At 70.9% G+C, this 24547-nt stretch carries 23 protein-coding genes; 7 read left to right on the forward strand and 16 right to left on the reverse strand.

The genetic code is table 11. The annotated features are described in order from the left end of the window. Positions 1 to 38 precede the first annotated feature (38 nt). From ABH927_RS25655 to ABH927_RS25665, 3 genes are all read right to left on the reverse strand, one after another. Positions 39 to 1331: an esterase-like activity of phytase family protein gene (locus ABH927_RS25655; RefSeq protein WP_370025563.1), complete on the reverse strand. Its 1293-nt coding sequence runs from the start codon at positions 1329 to 1331 to the stop codon at positions 39 to 41. An 87-nt stretch (positions 1332 to 1418) separates the two neighbouring features. Continuing rightward, positions 1419 to 2084, reverse strand: coding sequence for an NADPH-dependent F420 reductase (gene npdG / locus ABH927_RS25660; protein ID WP_370025565.1), 666 nt, complete (start codon positions 2082 to 2084; stop codon positions 1419 to 1421). A gap of 56 nt (positions 2085 to 2140) precedes the next feature. Then, positions 2141 to 3301, reverse strand: a complete 1161-nt coding sequence (locus ABH927_RS25665) for a lipase family protein (protein ID WP_370025567.1) — start codon at positions 3299 to 3301, stop codon at positions 2141 to 2143. 130 nt (positions 3302 to 3431) lie between these two features. On the opposite strand from ABH927_RS25665, the gene ABH927_RS25670 reads away from it, so the two are divergent. Continuing rightward, positions 3432 to 4010: a hypothetical protein gene (locus tag ABH927_RS25670; protein ID WP_370025569.1), complete on the forward strand. Its 579-nt coding sequence runs from the start codon at positions 3432 to 3434 to the stop codon at positions 4008 to 4010. A gap of 259 nt (positions 4011 to 4269) precedes the next feature. Here the strand turns inward: ABH927_RS25670 and ABH927_RS25675 are convergent, their stop codons facing one another. Then, positions 4270 to 5223: a LysR family transcriptional regulator gene (locus ABH927_RS25675; protein WP_370025571.1), complete on the reverse strand. Its 954-nt coding sequence runs from the start codon at positions 5221 to 5223 to the stop codon at positions 4270 to 4272. Between the two features lie 105 nt (positions 5224 to 5328). On the opposite strand from ABH927_RS25675, the gene ABH927_RS25680 reads away from it, so the two are divergent. Then, positions 5329 to 5742 carry a hypothetical protein gene (locus tag ABH927_RS25680; protein WP_370025572.1) on the forward strand — a complete coding sequence of 138 codons (414 nt, stop codon included), beginning with the start codon at positions 5329 to 5331 and terminating at the stop codon, positions 5740 to 5742. A gap of 199 nt (positions 5743 to 5941) precedes the next feature. Here ABH927_RS25680 and ABH927_RS25685 read toward each other — a convergent pair whose 3' ends face one another. Continuing rightward, positions 5942 to 6121, reverse strand: coding sequence for a hypothetical protein (locus ABH927_RS25685; protein WP_261582799.1), 180 nt, complete (start codon positions 6119 to 6121; stop codon positions 5942 to 5944). A 43-nt stretch (positions 6122 to 6164) separates the two neighbouring features. On the opposite strand from ABH927_RS25685, the gene map reads away from it, so the two are divergent. Then, the gene (map, locus tag ABH927_RS25690) at positions 6165 to 7013 is read left to right on the forward strand and encodes a type I methionyl aminopeptidase (protein ID WP_370025574.1); all 849 of its coding nucleotides are present in this window, start codon (positions 6165 to 6167) and stop codon (positions 7011 to 7013) included. Positions 7014 to 7065: 52 nt separating this feature from the next. Here the strand turns inward: map and ABH927_RS25695 are convergent, their stop codons facing one another. From ABH927_RS25695 to ABH927_RS25715, 5 genes are all read right to left on the reverse strand, one after another. Next, entirely contained in the window at positions 7066 to 7479 is a 414-nt protein-coding gene (locus tag ABH927_RS25695; RefSeq protein WP_370025576.1) for a sensor histidine kinase, read from the reverse strand. A gap of 139 nt (positions 7480 to 7618) precedes the next feature. After that, complete coding sequence (locus tag ABH927_RS25700) at positions 7619 to 9613, reverse strand: cytochrome c oxidase assembly protein (protein WP_370025578.1); 1995 nt, start codon at positions 9611 to 9613, stop codon at positions 7619 to 7621. Between the two features lie 4 nt (positions 9614 to 9617). Continuing rightward, a complete protein-coding gene (locus ABH927_RS25705; protein ID WP_370025580.1) occupies positions 9618 to 10193 on the reverse strand; it encodes a copper resistance protein CopC in 576 nt (191 codons plus the stop codon). Between the two features lie 87 nt (positions 10194 to 10280). After that, entirely contained in the window at positions 10281 to 11579 is a 1299-nt protein-coding gene (locus ABH927_RS25710) for a helix-turn-helix domain-containing protein (RefSeq protein ID WP_370025582.1), read from the reverse strand. Between the two features lie 392 nt (positions 11580 to 11971). Then, entirely contained in the window at positions 11972 to 13489 is a 1518-nt protein-coding gene (locus ABH927_RS25715) for a PucR family transcriptional regulator (RefSeq protein ID WP_370025584.1), read from the reverse strand. A 107-nt stretch (positions 13490 to 13596) separates the two neighbouring features. Between ABH927_RS25715 and ABH927_RS25720 the strand changes: the two genes are divergently transcribed. Beyond that, the gene (locus tag ABH927_RS25720) at positions 13597 to 15993 is read left to right on the forward strand and encodes a molybdopterin cofactor-binding domain-containing protein (RefSeq protein ID WP_370025586.1); all 2397 of its coding nucleotides are present in this window, start codon (positions 13597 to 13599) and stop codon (positions 15991 to 15993) included. Between the two features lie 144 nt (positions 15994 to 16137). On the opposite strand, the gene ABH927_RS25725 is transcribed toward ABH927_RS25720, so the two are convergent. Further along, entirely contained in the window at positions 16138 to 17184 is a 1047-nt protein-coding gene (locus ABH927_RS25725; RefSeq protein WP_370025588.1) for a SecDF P1 head subdomain-containing protein, read from the reverse strand. Positions 17185 to 17340: 156 nt separating this feature from the next. On the opposite strand from ABH927_RS25725, the gene ald reads away from it, so the two are divergent. Then, on the forward strand, positions 17341 to 18462 hold the full coding sequence (ald, locus tag ABH927_RS25730) for an alanine dehydrogenase (RefSeq protein ID WP_370025590.1): 1122 nt from the start codon (positions 17341 to 17343) through the stop codon (positions 18460 to 18462). Positions 18463 to 18523: 61 nt separating this feature from the next. Here ald and ABH927_RS25735 read toward each other — a convergent pair whose 3' ends face one another. Beyond that, positions 18524 to 18652, reverse strand: a complete 129-nt coding sequence (locus tag ABH927_RS25735) for a hypothetical protein (RefSeq protein ID WP_370025591.1) — start codon at positions 18650 to 18652, stop codon at positions 18524 to 18526. Between the two features lie 64 nt (positions 18653 to 18716). Next, positions 18717 to 19415 (reverse strand): DUF3105 domain-containing protein, encoded by a 699-nt coding sequence (locus tag ABH927_RS25740; protein WP_370025593.1) that lies wholly within the window; start codon positions 19413 to 19415, stop codon positions 18717 to 18719. 122 nt (positions 19416 to 19537) lie between these two features. Here ABH927_RS25740 and ABH927_RS25745 point away from each other — a divergent pair, with 122 nt between their 5' ends. Together ABH927_RS25745 and ABH927_RS25750 are read left to right on the forward strand one after the other, a co-directional pair. After that, a complete protein-coding gene (locus ABH927_RS25745) occupies positions 19538 to 20245 on the forward strand; it encodes a DUF305 domain-containing protein (RefSeq protein ID WP_370025594.1) in 708 nt (235 codons plus the stop codon). Between the two features lie 60 nt (positions 20246 to 20305). After that, a complete protein-coding gene (locus ABH927_RS25750; RefSeq protein ID WP_370025596.1) occupies positions 20306 to 20602 on the forward strand; it encodes a DUF3467 domain-containing protein in 297 nt (98 codons plus the stop codon). Between the two features lie 12 nt (positions 20603 to 20614). On the opposite strand, the gene ABH927_RS25755 is transcribed toward ABH927_RS25750, so the two are convergent. From ABH927_RS25755 to ABH927_RS25765, 3 genes are read right to left on the reverse strand one after another with little or no spacing between them, the layout of a single operon-like run. Beyond that, on the reverse strand, positions 20615 to 21688 hold the full coding sequence (locus tag ABH927_RS25755) for a low specificity L-threonine aldolase (RefSeq protein ID WP_370025598.1): 1074 nt from the start codon (positions 21686 to 21688) through the stop codon (positions 20615 to 20617). A gap of 31 nt (positions 21689 to 21719) precedes the next feature. Then, complete coding sequence (locus ABH927_RS25760; RefSeq protein ID WP_370025600.1) at positions 21720 to 22373, reverse strand: SDR family NAD(P)-dependent oxidoreductase; 654 nt, start codon at positions 22371 to 22373, stop codon at positions 21720 to 21722. Positions 22374 to 22386: 13 nt separating this feature from the next. Next, a complete protein-coding gene (locus ABH927_RS25765; RefSeq protein WP_370025602.1) occupies positions 22387 to 24495 on the reverse strand; it encodes a DUF6421 family protein in 2109 nt (702 codons plus the stop codon). Positions 24496 to 24547: the final 52 nt, after the last annotated feature.

The raw sequence follows: 24547 nt of genomic DNA on the forward strand, positions 1-24547 counted from the left end.
TAACCCATAAAACCTACCTTTTTACAAGGGATTGTCTCTTACCGGCCGAGGGGCTTGGCCAGCTTGACGATGACGACACGGCTGGGCACGCCGCTGTCGATCAGCTTGCCGTTCGAGTCGAAGTCGCCGAGGCCGAAGTCGTTGTCGTTGGCGAGCGCGACGGTCCACGGGTCGAGCACGGCGACGCCCTCGATCTTGCCCGGCAGCGAGGGGATCAGCGTGTTCGGCTCCAGGACCAGCGACTTGACCGGGAGGGTGATCGCGGACAGGTCGGTCAGCGCCTCAAGGGACGGCGTGGTCGCCGGGGAGTCGAAGGGGCCGCCCAGCAGGTTCGTCGCCTTGGACAGATCGATCTGGTAGATCCGGGCGACGTTGTCCGTGCGCTCGTCGACCAGCAGCCGCCCACGGCCGGCGTAGGCGAGCCCGGAGATCTTCATCTCGCTCTGGTCGCCGTTCACCTTCGGGTCGAAGGTCGTGACGTCCTCGAGCTGATAGGCGTACTCGCCGGTGACCGTGCGGCTGCGCAGGTCGAAGGTGAGGATGCGCCCGACGCGCGACTTCTTGCCGGTCTTCTTGTCCGGGTTGGCCAGCGGGCTCTGCACGGCCAGGAAGAGCGTGCGCTGGTCGGCGGAGATGGCGAGGCCCTCGAAGCCCCGGTTCTGCTGGCGGCTCGCCAGGATCGCGGGCAGCGTGTCCTTCACGGGGTAGTCCGTGCCGGTCAGGTTGAGACCGCTCGGCACGTACCGCTCCAGCACCTGGCCCTTGCGCGACACGTGCAGCAGCGACGGGCTGTACTCGTCCACCAGCCAGAAGTCGCCCTCGCGGGTGCGCACGAGGTCCTCGGTGTCCAGCCCGTTCGGGTTGTACGGCAGGGCGGTGAGCCCGTCCCACGTGTAGGGGGTCTCGTCGTGGCCCGCCTGGTCGGACAGGCCGGTCACGCCCTTGCCCGAGGCGCCGACGATCGGGAGGTACTTCTTGATCTTGGCCTTGCCGTGCTTGAGCGCCACCTTCACGATGGCCGGGTCGAACTCCGGCACCGGGAACGTGCGGCGCTTCTCCCCGTTGACCGTGGGCTGGCCGTTCGGGCCCCGGTCGGTGACCATCCAGAACTCGCCGGGCTCCCCTGCGGGGAACAGGCCGCTGCCGACGCCGCCGAGCTTGATGCCGTGGTCGTCGGCGATGGCGGGCTGCACCTGCTTCAGCGGCGGAGCGGGGAGGGTCGCGTCGGCGACGACGGCGGGCCCCTTGGCGTGGTCGGCGGAAGCCGTGCCGGGAACCGAGAGAGCGACCGCTGCGGCGAGCGCCAGACCTGCGGAGATGGGACGTAGCACCTTGGAACCTTTCAGAGGGGGGACAGCGCCTGAAAGTAGTGAACGCGAACGTCTCCACGGTGAAGATCAGATGAATGCCCGGGTGGCCTAGACGTCGGTGACCCGGATCCCCGCGTGGGCCTTGTAGCGGCGGTTGATCGAGATCAGGTTGGCGGTCATCGCCTCGACCTGGTGGGCGTTGCGGAGCCGTCCGGCGTAGACGCCCCGGGCTCCCGGGATGCGGCCCGCCAGCGCCTGCACGGTGTCGGTGGCCCCCCGGTCGTCCCCGAGCACGAGCACGTCAAGGTCGATCTTCTCCACCGACGGGTCGAGCAGGAGCACGGCCGACACGTGGTGGAAGGCCGCCACGACCCGGCTGCCCGGCAGTACGGCCGCCGCCTGCTGGGCCGCGCTCCCCTCCTCGACGGGCAGCGCGTAGGCGCCCTGCTTGTCGAAGCCGAGCGGGTTCACGCAGTCCACGACGATCTTCCCGTCGAGCTGCTCGCGCAGCGACTCCAGCAGGGCCTTGTGCCCCTCCCACGGCACCGCGACGATCACGATGTCCGCCTCGGCGGCGACGGCGGCGTTCTCCGCGCCGCGGACGCCGATGGTGTCCGCCGCCTCCCGCGCGCGGTCGGCGCTGCGGGAGCCGATCAGCACCGTGTGCCCTGCCTGGGCGAACCGGTGGGCCAGTCCTTTGCCCTGGTCTCCCGTTCCGCCCAGGATGCCGATGGACAGCGTGGTGACGTCGGGGAGGTCGTTGTGCTCAGCCATGGGACAGATGATGCCAGCCCGCCCCGGTCGACGGTCCCCCGGGGCGGGGCGGCACCTCAGCAGTTCGTCAGCGCCGGAAGGCCGAGCACCCGGTTGGCCAGCCAGCCGATGGCCAGCGGGCCGCCCTCCACGGCGCCGAGGACGTGGCTCCCCGCCGGGAGGCCGCTCCACAGCACCTTCACCCCGCGCGCGCAGTATTCGTCCCGCAGCGTCCTGCCCACGCCGTACGGGATGATCTCGTCGCCCTTGGCGTGGTAGAGGAAGAGCGGCACCCTCGGGGAGGCCGCGCCGAGACGGTTCTCCCGGAGCCGCGCCTGCCAGTCGGGCCGGTGCATGACGTCGGTGGTGGTGAGGTCGCTCAAGTGCCGTCCCGCGAGCTTGGACCTCAGCTCGGCCAGGCAGTCGTCACGCGCGTCGTCGAAGAGGGCCGCCCCTTCCGGCGTGAGGTAGCTGCTCAGCGCGAGCTCCGGGTAGGCCGCGTCCAGCCCGACGCCGGCCGCGGCGGCCAGCCCGAAGTCGCCCGTGCCGTCGAGATGGTCGGCCACCGCCTGGAGGTCGGCCGGCACCCCGCCCGCCGCGACCCCCTTCAGCCGCAGCTCGGGGGCGTACGACGGCTGGAGCTGCGCGGCCCACGCCGCCGAGGAGCCACCCTGGGAGTAGCCCATGACCACGACGGGGGCGTCCCCGGACAGCTTCGCCTCCGGCAACCTGATCGCCGCCCTGATCGCGTCGAGTACGGCATGGCCCTGCGAGATCCCGGCCATGTAGGTGTGGTCGCCCGGCGTGCCGAGGCCCTCGTAGTCGGTGACGGCGACGGCCCAGCCCTTGAGCAGCATCAGGCTCACGAACGCCAGCTCGGCCTCGGTGCCCTTCGCCATGGCGGCCGAGGGGGCGCACTGGTCCCCCATCCCGTGGGTTCCCACGGCGTACCCGGCGATCGGGCGCCTGCCGAGCGGATAGGGGGAGTTGGGGACGAGCAGGGTGCCCGAGACGACGTCGGCCGCGCCGGTCGCCGAGGTGGACCGGTAGAGGATGTGCCAGGTCTTCACCGGCACCTCCAGCAGCTTCCCTGGCGCCAGGTAGACGGTGGTGGGCCGGGCCTCGACGACGTCGCCGGCCGCAGTGGATCGCGCGGTGCCGCCCAGCGCGGGCAGCAGTAGGAGAGCCCCGACCGTGGACAGGATCATGGACATGGTGGCACGAACACGAAGGTTCATTGAGCCGCCCTCCGGCTATTGGATCACTTTCCAACAACGGCGCCGTGGGCAGATCGTTACCCGGAGGTAACCTCGTGTCAAGAACCCAATTGCCGCGACCTCACCGCACCTTGTCAGGCACCATGACCACATGGACGCTGCGTCGGTTAGCCTGCTCCGCGAGGTGCTCGCGTCGACCGGCTGGGTCGAGCGCACCCGCGAGCTCGGCCTGGCCCTCCGGACCACCCGCTCGTCGGGCGGGCTGCTCGTCGTCGGCACGCCCGAGGACGAGCCCTGGCACGTCACCGCCCACCTGGCCGACGAGGCGAGGCTGTCGGGCCTGTCCCAGCTCTCCCCCACGCTCCTGCGCTGGACGCCTCCCGAGAACGCGCCGCCGCACCTGCGCGTGGGGCTCGACCGCCTCAAGGAGACCCGCCGCGGGGAGACCCTCTTCGTCGTGGCGGAGCGGCGGGCGCCCGTGCCGCTGCTGGAGCGCGTGGACGACGCCCGCCGTACAGGCGCCACGATCCTCGCCCTCGACGGCGGCGACCCCGAGCTGGAGTCGCTGGCGCACGACGCGATAGCCGTACCGTCCGACGATGGGCCGGTGAGCTTCGACGTGGCGCAACACCTGGTCAGCACCGCGGCCGGGGAGGTCCGGCGGCTCCGCCTGCGCGAGCGCCTCGCCCGGCTGGCCGAGCGCGTGACCGGCCCCCGCGTCCCCGACTAGAGCGCCGGCCATCCAACCATCGCCGTGATCATGCAGGGTTTCCCGGGAAGCCCAGGGACGTGGAGCTTCCCGCGTCGTGATCATGCATCGATTCCGCCGCACGCGGTCTGATCAGCGCCGACACTCGTTGTGATCATGCAGTGTGTCTGTCCGTCAGGCGCATCCTCATCATGCATGATCACGCTACCCAAAGCGCCAGGTGGGACGGTGCGTACGGGAACATGTGCATGATCACGTGGCAGGTGCGCGGGGGACACGATCAGGCGGGGACCTCCGGAGAACGGCTCAGCTCGCCGACCCGCCTGGCGACCCCATCCGCGGTCTCCCTCAAGACCTCGATCACGACGGCCTGCACGGGGTCGGGCTCCCCCGACGTCGTACGGCTCACGCGGGTCAGCGCCTCGATCCGGCGGGATCCGACGCCGCGGATGCCGGTCACCACGACCTCGCCCGGCGGCACGTCGAGAAGGGCCAGGGAGGGCACGATGGCCACCCCGTGACCGGCCGACACGAGCCCGAGCACGGGCGGGAACTCGGCGATCACATGCACCCGGCGCGGCGCGAATCCATGGAGCTGGGCCAGCCGCTCCAGCGCCTGGCCGCACGCCTGGTCGGGCACGCCCGCCACCCAGGGCAGGTCCACCAGGTCGTCCACGGTGCAGGGAATGTCCGCCCAGGCCGGTGGGGCGACGATGCGATATTCGTCGTCGTACAGCGGGTGCCGCGACATCGACGGCAGCGAGGAGGCCGGCTGGCTCATGTCCCGCTCGGTCACTACCAGGTCGACGCCGCCCAGGCGGAGCTCCTGCACGGCCGGCGGTCCGAACCGCTCGTGGATGACCGGTGTGATCCGCGGATGCCGTACGGCGAGCTCGCGGAGCGCGGGCACGAGGAGGTGGCGGATCACCGTGGGGAACGCAGCGATCGTGACCGGGCCGGACAACCGCTCGGTGAAGCGGTTGAGCTCCTGCCGGGCCTCGACGAGCTGCTCCTCGATCCGCTCGGCGTAGGCCGCGAGCACGCGCCCGGCCGGGGTCAGCGTGACACGGCGCTGCGACCGGTCGACGAGCGCCAGGCCGACCTCCCGCTCCAACTGCGCGAGCTGCTGGGAGACCGCGGACGGCGTGAGGTGCAGCGCCTCGGCGGCCTTCATGACTCCACCCCTGCGAAAGACCTCGTGCAGGACCCGCAACCGCCGGGGGTCGATCTCCATGCAGATCAGCTTACGGGACACTTAAGAACTCTTCACTTGCACTTCAGTTGGGACCGGCGGGATCATTAAGGCATGAACAGCCTTCCCGGTAGCGAGTGACCACGAATGTCTACTTTTGTCACCATCATTGGCACCTTCGGGGCCATCGCTCTGCTGTACGGCTACGCGATGGTGTCGGCCGGGAAGATGTCCGGAAACGGGCTGCCGTACCAGCTTCTGAACTTCGGCGGAGCCGCCACGCTGATGGTCAACAGCGCCTACCACGCGGCGTGGCCGTCCGCGATCCTCAACATGGTGTGGAGCGGCATCGGCGTCGTGACCGTCGGCCGGTTCGTAGCGCGGCGGGCGGCCGGGCGGCACGCCGGGGCGACCGAACCCGTCACCGGCCCGGACGCCGGAGCAACAGCCAAGCCGGATGCCGTACACACCGCCGGCTCCGCCACCGAACCAGCCACCGAGCCCACCGCCGAACCGGACTCTGAACCTGTCATGACGGGCGCGGGACGAGGACCGGCTTAAGGGAGGGCCCGGACACCCGCTGGAGCGGGCCCGGGCAGGCTGGAGCGGCCCCGTACGGGGCGACCGCGCTGAGGGACCGCTGGAGCCGGCGGCCTGAAAGGTCATCCAAGGACCGCAACAGGTGCATGATCACGTCTTGGGGTCGCCCACGTCGTCCCATGTCGCCGGGAACCTGTGCATGATCACGCGGGGGGTGGGGTCAGTCGTCGTCCCACTTCTTGTCCTGCTCCCGCCAGGCCTTGTTCCGCTCGGCGGCGGTCTGCAGGGCATTGGCCGCCGCCTCCTCCGTCTCGTAGGGGCCGAGCCGGTCCTTGTTGGGGCAGCCCTTCTCGGGCTCGACGCGCATGTGCTTGAGGCAGAACCACCATTGATCGCTCACGCCGCTAATCCTGCCCCGTGAAAGCCCAACTAGACTTGTCGGCATGACGACGCTGCTCCGGCCCGGGCGAATCTCGCCCACCCGCAAGGTCCCCGCCAACATCGAGCGCCCGGAGTATGTGGGGAAGGCCGAACCGAAGAAGGGCGGCAGCGACGTCCAGACCCCGGAGACCATCGAGAAGATGCGGATCGCGGGCCGGATCGCCGCCCAGGCCCTCGAGGAGGTCGGCAGGCACGTCGCCCCCGGTGTGACCACCGACGAGCTCGACCGGATCGGCCACGAGTTCCTCTGCGACCACGGCGCGTACCCGTCCACCCTCGGCTACCGCGGCTATCCGAAGTCGCTGTGCACCTCGATCAACGAGGTGATCTGCCACGGCATCCCCGACGACACGGTCCTCAACGACGGCGACATCGTCAACGTGGACATCACCGCCTACATCGGCGGCGTGCACGGGGACACCGACGCGACCTACCTGGTGGGAGACGTCGACGAGGAGTCCCGCCTGCTGGTCGAGCGGACCCACGAGGCGACCATGCGGGCCATCAAGGCGGTCGCCCCCGGACGGCAGCTCAACATCGTCGGCCGGGTGATCGCGGCGTACGCCAAGCGCTTCGGCTACGGCGTGGTCCGCGACTTCACCGGCCACGGCATCGGGGCGTCGTTCCATTCCGGCCTGATCGTCCCCCACTACGACGACCCGTCGCTGTCGGTCACCCTGGTGCCGGGCATGACGTTCACCATCGAGCCGATGCTCACGCTCGGGACGATCGAATACGAGATCTGGCCGGACCACTGGACCGCCGTGACCAAGGACCGCAAGCGGACCGCCCAGTTCGAGCACACGGTGCTGGTGACCGACTCGGGTCACGAGATCCTCACGCTGCCCTGACCCCGGCGCCGCCCCGAGTTCACGCCGCCCTGAGTGTCAGGCTCGGCGAAAGTCATACGGGGATGACGCCGGTGATCGTGGTGCCGCCTCCGGGGACGCTGTTGATCCTGAGCGTGCCGCCCACCTCGGCGAAATGGGCGCGCATGGCGGCCAGCCCCTTCCCGGCTATCCTGCCGGGCCTGTCCACCTCGAACCCCGCGCCGTCGTCGCTCACCGTGAGCCGCAGGCCACTCCGGCCGAGCGTCACCGCGATGGAGACGTGAGTGGCGCCGCTGTGCCGTTCCGCGTTGGTCAGCGCCTCGGCGACCGTCGCGAACACGGCCTGGGCGAGGCGCCTGGGCACGGTTTCGGCGGGCAGCGCCCAGGTCTCCACCACGATGCCGGACCTCTCGGTCCAGTCAGCGAGGTAGTCCTCCAGTGCCTGGGTGAGGCCCTCGCCTTTGCGAAGGCGAACTTCCTCGGACAATCCCCACCCTCCTGACCCGCCGCACGGGCCCGCCCGCTTGGGATGCCGCGTATCCCTTGGGTGATTCCCGTTCTCGGAGTCGCCACGCTACCCCCGGGGGTGGCGTGGTAATCGCCGTGGACGAGATGGGCCTGGGACTCTACTCGGCGGCCGCGTCCCTCTTGTTCAGCTTGGCGAGGTAGTCGTTGTAGGCGTCCAGCTCGGCGTCGCCGGTGCCCCCGGTCTTCGCCGCCGCGGCGTCCGCGCGGCGGTCGGCGCGGCGGGCGGCCCGGTCGTCGTCACGCCACCACTGGATCGCGAGCGCGAGCAGCACGATCAGCGTCGGGATCTCGCCGAAGGCCCAGGCGATCCCGCCACCGGTCTGCTGGTCGGACACCGAGGACGCCCCCCACGTACGGCCAAGCTGGTCGTACCACCTCGACGCGAGGACCGTGCCCATGCTCATCAGCGCGAGCCCGAAGAACGCGTGGAACGGCATGGTGACCAGGAGCAGCAGCAGGCGGCCGACGTAGGGCAGCCGCTGCGGCCCCGGATCGACCCCGATGATCACGTAGAAGAACAGGCAGCCGCTGAGGAGGAAGTGCAGCGTCATCGCGATGTGCCCGAGGTGCTCCTCCATGGCGGACGCGAACAGCGGCGTGAAGTAGAGGGCGTACGTCGAGGCGACGAAGATCGCCGTGGCGATGGCGGGGTGGGCGATGAACTTCGCGGCCCGGCTGTGCAGGATCACCGTGATCCACTCGCGCGGCCCCCGGTCGCCCCGACGGGCGGCGGGCTTGAGCGCGCGCAGCGCGAGGGTGATCGGCGCGCCCAGCACCAGGAAGATCGGGACGAGCATGGAAAGGACCATGTGCTCGGTCATGTGCACGCTGAACAGCACCGGCGCGTAGCGGGCCACGCCGCTCTGGGTGGCCAGCACGAGGATGACCACGCCGAGGAACCAGTTGGCGGTGCGGCCCCACGGCCACTTGTCGCCGCGGCGCCTGAGCCGCACGACCCCCGCGGCGTACAGCCCGGCCAGGGTCGCCGCGATGGCGGCGAAGAACAGGTCGAACCACCACAGGGTCAGCAGGTTGCCCAGCGAGACCGGCGGGGGAACCAGGTAGCCGAGCAGCTCGAAGGCCCGGTCCGTCGGCGGCTTGATCGCCGGCGGGGCGGTCCGCGAGAGCGCCACGCCGAGGCCGACGGTGGCCGCCATGAGCAGGATCTCTCCGAGGGCGAGGCGGAGGAACGCGTGCGGCTCGCCCTTGGCCACCCGCGGCAGTGTCCTCCCGCGATGCCGGTACCCCACCACGCCGAGCACGACGAAGGCGGCGGTCTTGGCCAGCAGCATCAGCCCGTAGGCCGAGGTGAACAGGGCGCTGACGGACGCGAGCCGGGCCAGCACGCTGGCGACGCCGGACAGCCCGACGCCCACGAAGCACCACAGCGCCATCGTGGAGAACCGGGCCGCGGCCACGTCGAGCTGACGCTCCCCGCGCAGGGCGTGGACGCAGAGCACTCCCAGCCCGCCCACCCACAGCGCCAGGAAGACCAGGTGGAAGGCGACCGACGTGGTGGCCAGGCCGTGGTTGGGCGACGTGGAGTTGTGCCCGGTCAGGGCGGGCGGCAGCAGGGTCGCCAGCGCGAAGACCAGGAGCCCCCCGGCGGCTCCGACGGTGATCGCGCCGCGCGCGAACAGCGCGATGGCGACGCCGAACAGGACGACGAGGGTGAGCGCGATGCCCTGCGGAATCTGGCTGGCGTAGCTCGTCAGGTAGTTGCCGCCCAGGATCTCGCCGACCGGCAGGCCGAGCGCCTCCGACAGGCTGAAGATCAGCGAGGAGCCGGCCGCGACGGCCCAGACCAGCGCGGTCCACGAGGCGGCCTTGACGTAGCCCAGGGCGGGCTTACCCAGCAGGCCCTTGTCACTGGGCAGGAAGACGGCGGCGAACACCAGCAGGCCCACGGTCAGCACGCCCGAGACGTCCACGGCGAGCTTGGAGAAGGGCAGCACCCAGCGGGTGAGCATGCCCTCGTCGGGCAGGCCGGGAATGATCCGCGGGGTGGCGGCTCCTCCGGCGACCATCCCGATCACTAAGGCTCCCGCCGCCGCGCAGAGCGCGGCCACGGTCAGGCGCAGCGTCCTGTTCACGGCATCACGGCTTCTTCCGCACGCTCAGGAACATCCCGATGCCGATGCCGGCCAGTCCGAAGACCACGGCCCAGAGCCAGCCGGGGATCTTCGGGCTGTCGTCCCCGGCGTCGTCGGCGTCCTTGGCGGCCCCGGCGGTGGTGGCCGGAGCGGGCGGAGCGGAAGCCTCAGCCGCCGGCGGCGGGGAGGCCGTGGCTCTCGGCGAGGACGTCTTCGCCCCGACGACGGTGAAGGGGATCTCCCCCTCGACCGGGTGGCCGTCCTCGGAGACGACCCGCCAGGCGATCGTGTACCTGCCCGGGGGCACACCGTCCGCGACGGCCTCGCTCACCTTCGGCCCGTTGACCACCGGGTCGCCGCTCTCGTAGCGGTCGCCGTTCGCACCGCGCACGATCACGACCGGGAAACGCACGGACTCGGTGAACTCGAGGGTCACCTTGCGCAGCGTCTCCACCTGCGCGTTCTTCTGCGGGTCGCTGCTCTTGAGCGACGTGTGCGCCTGTGCCGGCAGGGCGAGTGCCGTACCGAGCAGGAGAGTCACGACGAACGCGATGACGGCGGCGATCGGAGGTTTCTTCATGGCACTACCAAGGCTACCGACGCGGGGGTCCGGTCCATACCCCGCGTCGGAAGACGTCGGAACGCCCGGCGACGCCGATGACCCGGCTCAGAGTCCAGCGCAGGCAAGCGCTCGCTGGTACGCGGCGATGCTCGCGTCGTGATCTCCCAGACGTCCCATGGTTTCCGCCGCGGCCTGCCAGCTCTCGGCCGCTTTGCGCGTGGTGGGAAGGCGCTCCAGCGACTCGGTGGACGCGCCCAGCTCGGCCAGCGACTCCTCATCCCTCCGCTGGAGCCAGTACGCCTGGCCGAGAACCAGCCGCGCGTCGGCGAGCACGGCGACTTGGGTCCCGTCGGCGGCCATCTCGCGAGCCACCAGCGCGTGCTCCGCGGCCTTGTCGGGGTTGCCCAGCGCCATCTCGGCGCGTGCGATGTTCAGCTCGCAGCGAGCGATGGAACCCGTTCCGGCCGACGACTCCTTGAGCTCCCGCAGCGCGCGCACCGACAGGTCCCTGGCGGCGAGAGCCTCGGCCGGCCGGACCCGCAGCAGGAGCTTGGCGTAGGCGGAGCGAAGCCGGGCGAGGTTGCGCGGCTCGCCGTTCTCCGAGTGGACGGCCAGCGCCCGTTCAATGAGGGACATCGCCTCCTCGCCGGATCCGACCGCGTCGGCGGCCATGGCGGCGTTCCAGCACGCCGCGGCGATGGAGCGCGGGGAGCCGAGCGCCTCGGCCGCCGAGAGCAGCTCACCGGCGAACTGCCGCGCGCGCAGCATGTCGCCCCGCTCGATGTACACCGACAGGAGCGTGGATCCGAGCTCGACGAGGTCGTCGCTCCAGACCGGACGGGACGTCGCGAGCCCGACCATGTTCTCACCGGAGTGAACCGCCGCCTGGAAGTCGCCGAGATCGCGGTAACACCGGCAGAGCGCGATCGCTATCTGGACGCGGCGCTCCGGGGACTGCGCCTCGTTGTCCCCCTGGCGGAGGGTGGTCAGGACCGCGATCGCCTCGGGCAGGTTGCCACAGGCCTCGGTCGCGAGCGCGTAGCCGTACTGCGCGTCCTGCCAGAGCGACGCGAGGCCCGCCAGGCTGTTGTCCCGGAGGAGCTCCGCGTACAGGCGCCTGGCCTCGGCGAGATCACCGTTCTCCAGAGCGAGCCGGGCGAAGCGAAGGCCCAGCTCCAGCTCTTCCATCTGCTCGGCGGTGACGCCGTTGACGAGGTAGGTGAGCGAGCAGTCGAGCTTCTGGGCGAGCAACTCCAGCACGGCGGGAGTAGGGGTGCGCTTGCCACTTTCGATCAGAGAAACATAGCTATCGGACAACTCAGGATGGGCGAGCTGCGCCTGGGACAGACCACGCTGCCTGCGGATCAACTTGATCCGCTCACCGACCATACCTTGACTGGTCACACGCACCCCTTGAGAAGATGTAGGCCCGACCGTCGATCCCTCACGAAAGAGACCCTAATGCGCCGCCTTGTACTGTTTGCCCTGACTGCCCTTGTGTCGGTCAGCCTGGCCACTGTCGGCAATGTTACGGCGGCGAGTGCCTCCCCGTCATCACTCGCAGTGGCGAATGACTACTGCTGCTGACTCGTTATTCAGCAACGCCGAGTTCACAACGAGAAGGCTCTGACGAGCCCACCTAGTCCTCCCCGGGTCTGTCAGCCTGGTGACCCCTGACCCGGGGATGACGTTCCGGATGGCCGCACCTAACGAAGTGTCGATGCCGCCAGGGCGTGGGCCGGACGGCTCCGGGCACGCCGCACCCGCGTGGGTCGGGCTCGGCATCGGTCCAGGCGTTATGACGCTCGGAGGGCGAGGAACAGATCGACTCGGTCGGCCATCGACGACAGGTCCTTGCCGGTCAGCTCCTCGACCCGGCGGATCCGGTAGCGGACCGTGTTGACGTGCACGTGCAGCCGCTCCGCGCACGCGTTCCACGAACCCGCGCACTCGAGGAACGAGCCGAGCGTCCGCACCAGCTCCGCCTGATGCCGCCGGTCGTAGTCGAACAGCGGCCCGAGCAGCCGCTCCGCGAACGACCGCCGGACGTCTCCGGGCACGGTCGCCAGCAGCAGGGCGTGGGTGTAGATCTCGTCGCTCGTCACCACTCCCCCGCCGCGCGCGTCGGCCAGCCGCCTGGCGTGGCCGGCCTCCTCGACCCCGCCCCGGATCGCCGAAGGGCCGGTCAGGGCTCCGCTCACGCCGATCGACACCCGTGTCCCCGGCAGCCCGGCGGTCAGCAGGGCCGTACGCTCCCGCAGCCCCGCCGCCAGGGCGCCGGCCGTACCGTCATCGCGCAGGGGCACGAGCGCGACCGACCCGTCAGCCCCCGCGGCGGCCACCACCTGGCGGTCCAGCAGTTCCTCCACCACCTGGCCGCCCAGCACGGCGGGGTCGGGGCCCTCCGTGGCGTTCCGCCGCGCCGCCGTCGCGGTCACCACGACGTACGGCTCGGCCGCGTCGATGCCGCAGGTCCGGAGCCGGGCCGACAGCTCGGAGAGGTCGGGGGCCCCCGAGCAGGCCAGCGCGATGAGCTGCTCAGCCAGCCGCCGCTCCACCCGGCGGCCCTCCTCCATCCGGGTCCGCTCCATGGCCACGCACGAGGCCAGCTCGAACCCGACCTCCACGTCCAGCTCGCCCCGGCACGCCAGCGCCCATCCGGCCGCCCGGTGCGAGCGGTCCACCGCGAAGACCGTGAAGGGGCCGTTCACCCCGACCACGGCGGGAAGACGGACCGCGGCGAGATACTCCCGTGCCAGCCGTACGGCATGGCCCTCCGGAAGCTCGCCCGCGATGACCGAACCGGACGCGGAGATCACCGCCCCGGTGACGCCCAGCTCGCTCGCCATGAGCGAGAACAGCTCGTCGAGCCCCGCGCCCTCGGCGACGGCGGCGACGATCCTGCGATGGCGGCCGAGCGCGCCGCGCAGATCGCCCACCTGAGCTCCGGCCAGCCGCCTCCCGACGATCTCCGTGACGGCCCCGAACGGCACCTCGACGGGCACCTCCAGCAGCGGCAGGCCCCTGTCCCGGCAGGCGGCCACGAGGTCGTCCGGGACGAGGCCGAGCCGCGCGTCGCCCGCCCCCAGCGCCGCCACGCCCGCCTTGACCAGGGCGTCCACGAACCGCTCCGAGTCGGCGGGCTCCTGCCGCCACATCAGGCCGGTGAGGACGAGCTCACCGCCCGAGACGTACCGCCCCGGATCGGGCAGGTCGGTGATGAGGACGCCGGAGATCTCCCGGTCGAGCCGGTCGTCGCCCGTGAGGAGGGCGAGCCGGAGCTCCGCGACGGCGAGCAGATCCCTCAAGAGCACACGACTTAGCGTATTTGGAGAAATCTACAATCAGCGCCACGCCCCACCGCCGGGTTTCATGCCGCCGCCCATTGGGCCCGGACGGCCGGGGTTGATGTACTGCCCACGTGACCAGCATCCAGACCGAGTCGCGCTCCGGGTCGCGCTCCGGCGTCGGCGCGAGCGTGCTCCGCCCAGACGGCACGCTCAAGGTGACGGGCGAGTTCGCGTACTCCTCGGATCTCTGGCTGGACGGCATGCTGTGGGGGGCGACGCTGCGCAGCCCGCACCCGTCCGCGTGGATCCGCTCGATCGACATCGGGCCCGCGCTGGCCATGCCTGGTGTGTTCGCGGTGCTGACCCATGAGGACGTGCCGGGCGAGAAGTTCTACGGCCTGGATCGCCGGGACCAGCCGGTGCTGGCCGTAGACCAGGTGCGGTACCAGGGCGAGCCCGTGGCGCTGGTCGCCGCCGACCATCCGGAGACGGCCCGCCGCGCGGCGGCCGCCATCGTCGTGGCCTACGAGCCGCGTGAGGCGGTCGTCGATCCCCGCCGGGCCGCCTTCGACCCGTCCTGCCCGCCGGTGCATCCCGACGGCAACCTCGTACGGCACCAGCCGGTCCGAGTGGGTGACGCCGGGCCGGAGGCCCGCATGGCGGACGGGGCCGCGGCCGAGGTGGTCGTCACCGGCGAGTATGAGGTCGGGATGCAGGACCAGGCCTTCCTCGGCCCCGAGTCCGGCCTGGCCGTGCCCGCCGAGGACGGCGGCGTGGACCTGTTCATCGCCACGCAGTGGCTGCACGTCGACCAGGACCAGGTCGCGCCCTGCCTGGGCCTGCCCAAGGAGAAGGTGCGGCTGTCGCTCGCCGGGGTGGGCGGCGCGTTCGGCGCCCGCGAGGACCTGTCGATGCAGATCCACGCCTCGATGCTGGCCCTCAGGACCGGCAGGCCCGTCAAGATCGTGTATGGCCGGGAGGAGTCGTTCTTCGGGCACGTCCACCGCCACCCCGCGTGGATGCGCTACGAGCACGGCGCCACGGCCGACGGGCGGCTGGTCTACGTCAGGGCCGAGATCCTCCTCGACGGCGGCGCGTACTGTTCGACGTCTCCCGCCGTGGTCGGCAACGCCGCGTCGCTGGGCGTCGGGCCGTACGAGGTGGACAACGTCCGGATCGACGCCTACGGGGTCTACACGAACAACCCGCCCTGCGGGGCGATGCGCGGCTTCGGGGCCGTCCAGGCGTGCTACGCCTACGAGTCGCAGATGGACAGGCTGGCCGAGGCGTGCGGGCTGTCCCCGGTCGAGATCAGGATCCGCAACGCCGTCTCCCAGGGCTCCCGGCTGGCGACGGGGCAGGTCGTCGACTCCCCCGCGCCGCTCGCCGGCATGCTCCGCGAGCTGGCCGCCATGCCGCTGCCCGAGCCTTCCACCACCGGGCCCTCCATCACCGGGCCCTCCATCACCGGGCCCTCCATCACCGGGCCCTCCATCATCGGGCCCTCCATCATCGGGCCCGCAGTCACCAGGCTCTCCAGCACCGAGCCTCCCGCCGTTCCGGACCTGCGGTCCCTTCCCGGCGGCGTCGCGCAGACCACCCACGGTGAGGGTGTGCGGCGCGGCGTCGGATACGGCGTCGGCATCAAGAACATCTGCTTCTCCGAGGGCTTCGACGACTACTCCACCGCACGGGTGCGCGTGGAGCTCCTCGGCGGCGAGCCGCACGTGCTCGTGCACACGGCCGCCGCCGAGGTGGGGCAGGGGCTGATCACGGTCAAGGAGCAGATCGCCCGCACCGAGCTCGGCATCGACAAGGTGACGGTCGCCCCGGCGGACACCTCGGTCGGCTCCGCCGGCTCCTCGTCGGCGTCCCGCCAGTCCTACGTCACGGGCGGCGCGGTCAAGGCGGCCTGCGAAGCCGTACGGGAGCGTCTCGACAGGCTCCACGCGGACGGCCCGGGGCTGAGCCTGGAGGAGCTGCTGGAGCGGTTCGGCCCCGTAGAGGAGACGCGGGAATACCGCCACCGGCCGACGTTCCCCATGGACCCGGTGACCGGTCAGGGCGATTCGCACACCCAGCTGGCGCTGTGCGTCCACCGGGCCGTCGTGGACGTGGACGTCGAGCTCGGCCTGGTCAAGGTCGTCGAGCTGGCCGCCGTCCAGGACGTCGGGAGGATCCTCAACCCCCTGGCCCTGGAGGGGCAGATCCACGGCGGCACGGCGCAGGGCCTCGGCCTGGCCCTCATGGAGGAGATCCAGGTCCGCGACGGCAGGGTGCTCAACCCGTCGTTCACCGACTACCTGATCCCGACGATCCTCGACATGCCGCCGATGCGGCTGTCGATCCTGGAGAACCCGGACCCTCACGCGCCGTACGGCCTGCGCGGCGCGGGCGAGCCTCCGACGCTGTCCTCCACGCCCGCCGTGGCGGCCGCCGTACGGGCCGCGACGGGCCTGGAGCTGCCCCGCGTCCCCATCCGCCCCGAGGACATCGCCCTCCCCGCCGCCACCCCCACCCCGGCGTGATCATGCACGGGCTCCCGGCAAGCCGAGGCGACCTGCGCAAACGCCAGTCGTGATCATGCAGAGGTTCCCGGCGACGCGGGCTGACGTGGGAGAAGACCGTACGTGATCACGCATCGGTGACGGACCCCCGGTCCGGGTCACCGCTCAGACGAGGTCGTCGGGGTCGCAGGCGACGCCGTCGTGATCGACGTCGGTGTACCAGTCGTACTGCCGGTGCCGGCCCTTGAAGAACGGCCCCTGGCCGTGGACCTTGGCCTCCTTGCAGTTGGCGAACCGGGTGGTGCCCGCCGTGCGCTGGCCGACGGGCCTGACGGTCTGGCCCGGCGTCGGCTGTGCCGTACCGGCCCCGAGACCGCCCGGCTGGCCCTCGCCGAGCCTGGCCCCGCCGTCCTGCGGAGCGCCGGGCTGGGTCTGCAGAGGCTGGGTCTGACCCGGCTGGCCGACTCCGGTGCCTGTGCCGGTACTGCCGCCGGTGGTCGGCTGCTGCCCGGCCGGAGGCGAGGGGCTGGTCTGCGGGACGGCGGGCTGCTGCCCCGGCATGGCGCCCGTCAATGTCGAGACGAGTGCGTCGGCCTCCGCCTTGGTGAAGCCCGCGATACTGAGGCTGCCCTGGGTGATCTCCTGGGCGACGCGGGGAGCGGCCACGACCTTCTCCGCCACGACGATGGCGAGCTGCTGCTTGACGGTCTCGTGGGTGAGCTCGGCGATCTGGTCGCGGCTGTCCGGGGCGAGCACCAGGCGGATCGAGTAGGTGCCGTCGCGCTCCGGGACCGGCTCGATCTTCTGCACCGTGGCGACCGTGACCCCCGGATCGAGCTGGTAGCACCTGGTGCCCGCGCTGTCGGGGACGGCGTCGGCGTCGGCGCACGGCGCACGGGTCACGCCGGTGACCGGTGCGAAGTGCATGGGGACCTGGAGGTGGCGGACCGGCGTCTGCGAGAGCGGCGGCGCGTCGGGGTTGCGGGTCATGAGGATGGCGACCGCGCCCAGGACGCCCGTCATCACGACGACCAGGACGAGGGCGACGACGAGCGCCACCGTCGTCCCCCGGGTCGCCTGGAGATCGTCCGGTGCCGGAGGACCTTCGGGCGTCTTCGGACCCGGGGGCGTCTGCTCGGCTCCGCCTGGGGCCACGGGTTCCTCATCACCCGGCACGGGCGCGTTCTGCATCCCCACCTCGATCCCTGCCATCGCTCGCAGAGCCTACCGACGTATGCCAAGGGCAGGTAATCGGACGACCATGCGCCGTCCAGCTTCCGGCATCTTTGACAATTTGTCATGAATGCCCGACAAATGCTTGCGCGTTGCGGTCTGCCGTACTGGTCACGACGCCCACAGAGTGGAGCGATGAAGGTCGGAGTTCCCCGTGAGATCAAGACCCACGAGTACCGTGTCGCGCTCACGCCGGCCGGGGCCCACGAGTTCGTACGGCACGGCCATGACGTCTACATCGAGAGGGACGCCGGCACCGGTTCGGCGATCCTCGACGCCGACTTCGCCGCCGCCGGAGCCGTGATCCTCGACTCGGCCGACGACGTCTGGGCCGAAGGCGAGCTGATCCTGAAGGTCAAGGAGCCGGTGCCCGCCGAGTATCGGCGGATGCGCAAGGGCCAGGTCCTCTTCACGTACCTGCACCTCGCGGCGTCGGAGGCGGGAACGCGGGCCATGCTCGACTCGGGCGTGACCGGGATCGCCTACGAGACCGTGCAGACGGCGGACGGCGCGCTGCCGCTGCTCGCGCCCATGTCGGAGGTGGCGGGACGGCTTGCCCCGCAGGTCGGCGCCTACCACCTCATGCGGCAGGGCGGGGGCCGCGGAGTGCTGATGGGCGGCGTCGCCGGCGTGTACCCGGCCAAGGTGGTGGTGATCGGCGCGGGCGTGTCCGGAATGAACGCGGCGGCCATCGCCTTCGGCATGCAGGCCCAGGTGCTGCTGCTCGACCGGAACATCGACAGGCTCCGCCAGGCCGACCTGGTCTACCAGGGGCACTGCCAGACGGTGGCGTCCAACGCGTACGAGATCGAGAAGGCGGTCCTCGACGCGGACCTCGTGATCGGGGCGGTGCTCGTGCCCGGCGCCAAGGCGCCCAAGCTCGTCAGCGACGAGCTGGTGTCCCGGATGAAGAAGGGCTCGGTGCTCGTCGACATCGCGATCGACCAGGGCGGCTGCTTCGAGGACTCGCGCCCGACCACCCACGACGACCCCGTCTACCGGGTGCACGACTCGGTGTTCTACTGCGTCGCCAACATGCCGGGCGCCGTGCCGCACACCTCGACGTACGCGCTGACCAACGTGACCGTGCCGTACGCCCTGGCGATCGCCGACATGGGCTGGCGGGAGGCCCTCTCGGCGGATCCGGCGCTGGCCCGCGGCCTCAACACCCATCAGGGCCACCTCACCAGCGTTCCCGTGGCCGAGGCGCACGGGCTGGAGGCGGTCCCGGGCGAGCGCCTGCTGGAGGGCCGCTGAGGGCGGCTGAGAGCGGCTGCGGGCGGCTCGGAGGGCCGTCCAGAGCGAACGCGCGGCCAGTTCACCTCGTGTCGCCCGCTACGACATCGCCCGCTTCAGCCGGCACCTGGGCCCGGAGGGCGCGGAGCCGCTGGTCGTCGGCTTCGACGTGGCGGTGCTGGAGAAGGGGCGCGTCAAGCACACGGAGCACGAGGAGCGCCTGGCTCCGCGTGCTCCGCGTGCTCCGCGTGCTCATCACGGGCGGGCGGCCCGGTTCAGGAGGCCTTGGGGGACGCGCTCGGCATCGTGGAGGGCTGCCCGGCGGTGGGGCTGGCCGACGGGGACGGCTCCGGCGGGAGCGGCTGGTCGGCCGTCGTGCCGACGCCCTGGTCGCAGGCGGCGCCCGGCTCGGGGGTGTACTTCGGGTTCTGCTTGTACGTCTTGATGAACTCGGGCAGCCGGGGGTCGCCGGCGCCGTCGAGCACGATCTGGTGGCCCCAGGAGCTGGCGATCACCTTGGCCGGAAGGCCGGGGTAGGGGCTGAGCAGCATGTAGTCGGCGGAGGCCAGGGTCTTCAGCTTGTCGACGTCGGCCTTGGGCAGGTCGGGGCGGTAGGTGATCCAGACCGCGCCGTGCTCCAGGGAGTGGACACCGTGCTCGTTGTGGATGGGCTTGTCGTAGATGCCGCAGTTCTGCCAGTAGAAGTTGTGCTGGCCTCCGACGGGCGGGTTCTCCTTGTAGGAGACCTTGTTCCACGTGTGGTCGGAGCCCTTGTACGTGTAGGCCTTGACCGCGCTCAGCGACTTCTGCGCCTTGTCGTTGATGACGTAGAAACCGACCAGGCCGACGATCAGGACGATGACGATGCCGCCGATTCCCCACATCAGGAGGGCCGCACGCCGTTCCTTGCGCTTCTGCTCGGCCCGCATGCGGGCGAGGTTGTCACGCCTCGCCTGTGCCTTTTCCTTCGTCATCCATCCTCCAACGGCCTCGTCCGCGCCTTATTACTGACACCCCCACTGCGGTATGGAGAATAGTGGGTATAGATGGGAGTTTGGCTCAGCCCTGTCAGGGCGGGCGGGTAGCCTGTGGTGCGATGACCACCGAGACGAGCGTCCCGCTCGACACCACGCCGCGGCCCCGGAGGCCGCTCCCGATCGCCGGGCTGGTCGTCGTCGTGGTCGCGGCAGCCATACTGATGCTTTTCGTGACGAGGTCGGACACGCCGGGAGACGCCTCTCCCGAGGCCGGGTTCGCCAGAGACATGGCGGTCCACCACTCGCAGGCGGTGGAGATGTCGTTCATCGTGCGCGACAAGACCTCCGACGGCCCGCTCCGGACCCTGTCGTACGACATCATCACGACGCAGACCGCCCAGCGGGGGATGTTCATGGGCTGGCTCCAGCAGTGGGGCCTCGACCAGTCGTCCAGCCTGCCTCCGATGGCCTGGATGTCCGGCCACGGCCACGGCGGCGGGGCCGTCTCCGGGGCGACTCCGGGCGGCATGCCGGGCCACATGCCGGGCCGCATGCCGGGCATGGCCTCGGACGAGGAGATGAACCGCCTGCGGTCGGCGCAGGGCAGGGACGCCGAGGTCCTCTTCCTCCAGCTCATGATCCGTCATCACGAGGGCGGCGTGGAGATGGCCGATGGCCTGCTGAAGCTGTCCGACCGCCCCGAGGTGCGGTCGCTGGCCCAGCACATCGTCGACGGCCAGACCGCCGAGATCAGGCTGATGAAGGGCCTCCTGGCGGAACGGGGCGCCCAGCCCATGCCGTCCATCCTCAAGAGCCCCACCGGATAGGCGCACGCACGCCCTCCGGCCGGGGCACGATGTAAATGCCGTGGCCAGAGGGGAGAGACAGTGAACGATGAACCCGAGAGCCGCCTTGAGGTGAGCATCTCCGCCGAGGTGGAGGCGGGGCAGTACGCCAATTTCGCCTCGGTCTGGCACACCGAGGATGGGTTCGTCCTGGACTTCGCGGTGATCACGCGGCCTCCGGCGCTCGCCGACGACCCCCGCTCCGGGGAGCGGTACGTCAGCGTGCCCACCAGGATCGTCAGCCGGATCCGGCTCCCTCCCGCCCAGGTGTTCGAGCTGATGAAAGCCCTGGAGCAGCAGCTCAGCGCGTACGAGAAGGAGACCGGCCAGAAGGTGTGAACCGCGCGCCCGTCAGGCGCGGAGCTCCTCCCGCAGGGCGCCGGCGAAGGCGTCCACGTCGGCTTCGGTGGTGTCGAAGGCGCACATCCAGCGCACCTCGACCTTCTTGTCGCCGATCTGCTCGTTCCAGTTGTAGAACCGGAACCGCTTGCGCAGCCGGTCGGCGGCGTCGGCCGGCAGGATCGCGAAGACCGCGTTGGCCTCCACCGGGCGCGGCACCGTCACACCGGGGACGTCCCGTACGGCTTCCGCGAGACGCCTCGCCATGGCGTTGGCCTGGCGGGCGTTGCGCAGCCACAGGTCGCCACCGAGCAACGCCTCGAACTGCACCGACACGAACCGCATCTTCGAGGCCAGCTGCATGCTGGTCTTGCGCAGGTACGGCAGGCCCTTGGCGGCCGAGGGGTTGAGGACGACGACGGCCTCCCCCAGCAGTAGCCCGATCTTGGTGCCCCCGAACGACAGCACGTCGACCCCCGCGTCCGTGGTGAGCGCGCGGAGGGGCACGTCCAGGGCGGCAGCGGCGTTCGTGATCCGCGAGCCGTCGAGGTGGACGAACATGCCGAGCTCGTGGGCGTGGTCGCAGATCGCCTTGATCTCGGCGGGTGTGTAGAGCGTGCCGAGCTCGGTCGCGTTGGAGATGGAGACGACCCGCGGCTGGGCCCGGTGCACGTCGCCGAAGCCCCACGCCTGCCGGTCGATCAGGTCGGGCGTGAGCTTGCCGTCCGTGGTCGGCACCGGCAGGAGCTTCAGGCCCCCGGTCATCTCGGGGGCGCCGCCCTCGTCGGTGTTGATGTGGGCGGTCTCCGGGCAGACCACCGCCTCCCACGGCGCGCACATCGAGCGCAGCGAGATCACGTTGGCTGCCGTGCCGTTGAAGACGGGCCACACCTCGGCGTGGTCGCCGAAGTGCCGCCGGAAGACGCCCCGCACGGCCTCGGTGTAGACGTCGTCGCCGTACGCGACCTGGTGCCCGCCGTTGGCCAGGGCTATCGCCTCCAGGACCTCGGGGTGGACCCCCGCGTAGTTGTCGCTGGCGAACGTCTTGGTCGCGGGATCATGCCGCCGCACGGCATCCGTAGTCACGAAAAGTCTCCATCTGTCCGTTAGGAAGGCGTCAGGCCGTGAGGTCGATCCGCCGCCCGTTGACGGCGGCCGCGTCCTGGTCCCACAGCCCCGCGACCGCCCCCGCGAGGTCGTTCACGTCGGTGAAGCCCGTGTACGCCTTGTCCGGGTCGGCCGCCCGCATCCCATCGTGCACCAGAGCGGTGACCACCAGGATCACGGCCGCGGACGCCGTGCCGTTCAGGGCGTCGGCGAGCGACAGCGTCCACGCCTCCGCGGCCGCCTTGGCCGCGGCGTAGGCCGCGTTGCCCTTCGTGGGGCGCTGGGCCGCCTTCGCCGACACGATCACAAAGCGGCCGTCGTCGCTCGCCCGCAGCAGCGGTTCAAACGCGAGCGTCACGTTCTGCAGGGTCCGGATCAGCAGGCTGTGCAGGAGGTCCCAGTCGGCGAGCGAGGTCTCCGCGAAGGTCTTGGACCCGCGCCAGCCGCCGACCAGGTGGACGATCCCGTCCACCTTGCCGTGCTCGGCCTCGATGCGCTTGGTCAGGTCCCGTACGGCCGCCGGGTCGAGGAGATCGACCGCCTGGGCGCCGTCCGCGCCGGTCCTGTTCACCGCGATGACGGTGTCGCCCAGCTCGGTGAACCGCCGGACGACGGCCTCCCCGGACGGGCTGCCCGACCCCGCGACCAGAATCACCCTGCTCATCGCTCCCCCAATCTCACGCCCGGATGCCCTTCGTGGACTCCACCACGTCGGCGAGCTTACGGCGCAGCGCCTCGTAGAACATGCTCAGGGGAAACTCGTCCGGCAGCACCGCGTCCACCTTGGCCTTCTGCTCCGGCGGCAGCGCCTGGACGCCCCGGCTCCACACCGATTCCGGGTGCGGCTCGACGTAGGCCGCGACGAGCTGGTGAGCGGCCAGCCAGTGGGCGAGCTTCGACCGGTCGATGCCGTCGCGGTAGAGCTTCTCGACCTGGGCCCGCAGGTCGGCGACGCCGTCCGCCACCCGGGCCCAGTCGATCGAGAGCCGGTTGTCGGTCCAGCGGACGATGCCCTGGCGGTGCAGGTAGGCGAACAGGAGCTGGCCGCCGAGCCCGTCGTAGTTGCGCACCCGGGCGCCGGTGATCGGGAAGCGGAACAGCCGGTCGAACAGGATGGCGTACTGCACGTACCGCGCGTGCGGCACGCCGTTCGCCTCCAGCTTCACGGCCTCCCCGAAGGCGGTCAGGTCGCAGCGCAGCTCTTCGAGCGTGTAGAGCCAGTACGGCATGCGCTGCTTGATCATGAACGGGTCGAACGGCAGGTCGCCGTGGCTGTGCGTCCGGTCGTGGACCAGGTCCCACAGGACGAACGTGTCCTGGGCGAGGTCCTGCGAGGCCAGCAGCCGGGCGGCGTCCGGCGGGAGCGCCAGCTTGAGGGTCGCCGCGGCGGCCTCGCTGACCGCGCGGAACCTGGCCGCCTCGCGGTCGCAGAAGATGCCGCCCCAGCTGAACCTCGGCGGCGTCTCCCGGACGGCGACGGTCTCCGGGAAGAGCACGGCTGAGTTCGTGTCGTATCCGGAGGTGAAGTCCTCGAACGCGATCGGCACGAACATCGGGTTGTCGTAGCCGCCCCGCTCCAGCGCGGCCAGCCACTCCGGCCAGACGACGCGGATCCAGACGGCCTCGACGTTGCGGTTGGGATTCCCGTTCTGGGTGTACATCGGGAAGATCACGAGGTGCTCCAGCCCGTCGACCCGCTGGGCGTCGGGGTGGAAGGCGTTCAGCGAGTCGAGGAAGTCGGGCACGCCGAGCCCGTCCGCCGCCCACTTGCGGAAGTCGGCCACGACCGCGTCGAGATACTCCCGGTCGTGCGGGAAGCGGGGCGCGAGCCGTACGACATGGGTGGTGATCTCGGTGATCAGCGCGGCGGCGCGGTCGTGATCTCCCGTGATCGACCCGTCCTTGGCCTGGAGCGTCCGCAGCTCCTCGACAGCCGCCTTGAGCCCCGCCCACGCCTCCCCGGCATGATCACGCGAGAGGGGGCCAGGCGGAACGGGAACCTGTGCATGATCACGCGAGGTGGGGATGCGCGCGGCCCAGGTGACGAGGTTGGTCCAGAGCTGGGCGTGGTCGTAGTCGCCGAGCGAGTCGTCCCCGAAGAGGTCCGAGTCGGCCAGGACGACCACCCGGCCACGCCCGTGCCGTACGGCTACCGCCAGCGGGCGGCCGGAGGGGTCGGCGGTCGCGGAGGTCTGGAACAGGACGGTCGCGCCCGGAGGGGTCACGAGGGTGCCCGCCCGGTAGAAGCAGGCCTGGCCCACACCGGCCAGCACGTCCTGCCGCACGCCGGGGGCGTCCTCCTCCGCGGGCCCGCGGGCGGCGAGGACCCAGGTCGCGACCTTGTTGTGGCAGTTGGCCGGGTCCTGGACGGTCGTGTGCTCGATGCCCACGCCGAACCGGCCGAGCAGGTCGGCGAGGTTGCTGCCGTATTTCTCGTGCTCGCACTCGGCCAGCACCACGAGCCCGCCGCCGCCGGCGACGTAGGCCTCGATGGCGTCCAGTTCGCCCTCGGCGAAGACCGGGCTGCCCACACCGGTCGTCCGCTCCCAGAGCGCCCCCGACGGGTGGGCGACCACGAACACGTCGTGGGCGTCCAGCAGCGAAGCCGTGACGGGGCCCTCGGTGTGCGCGGCCACCGTGTGGCCGAGCCTCCGCAGGACGTCGGCGGCCGCCGCGTAGCTGTTGTCGTCGGGGTGCGCGCGGTTGATGGCCTCGGCGACGTCCCGCCGGATCGTCCAGGCCTCGCTGTGCGCCTCGTCGAACAGGACCGACGGGAATGCCCTCATGAAAAATCTCCCGTTTTAGGAACCAACTCCCGCAAAATATACACATTCAAGC

The sequence above is a fragment of the Planotetraspora sp. GP83 genome (genome assembly GCF_041262585.1).
Classification (GTDB): domain Bacteria; phylum Actinomycetota; class Actinomycetes; order Streptosporangiales; family Streptosporangiaceae; genus JAOEGB01.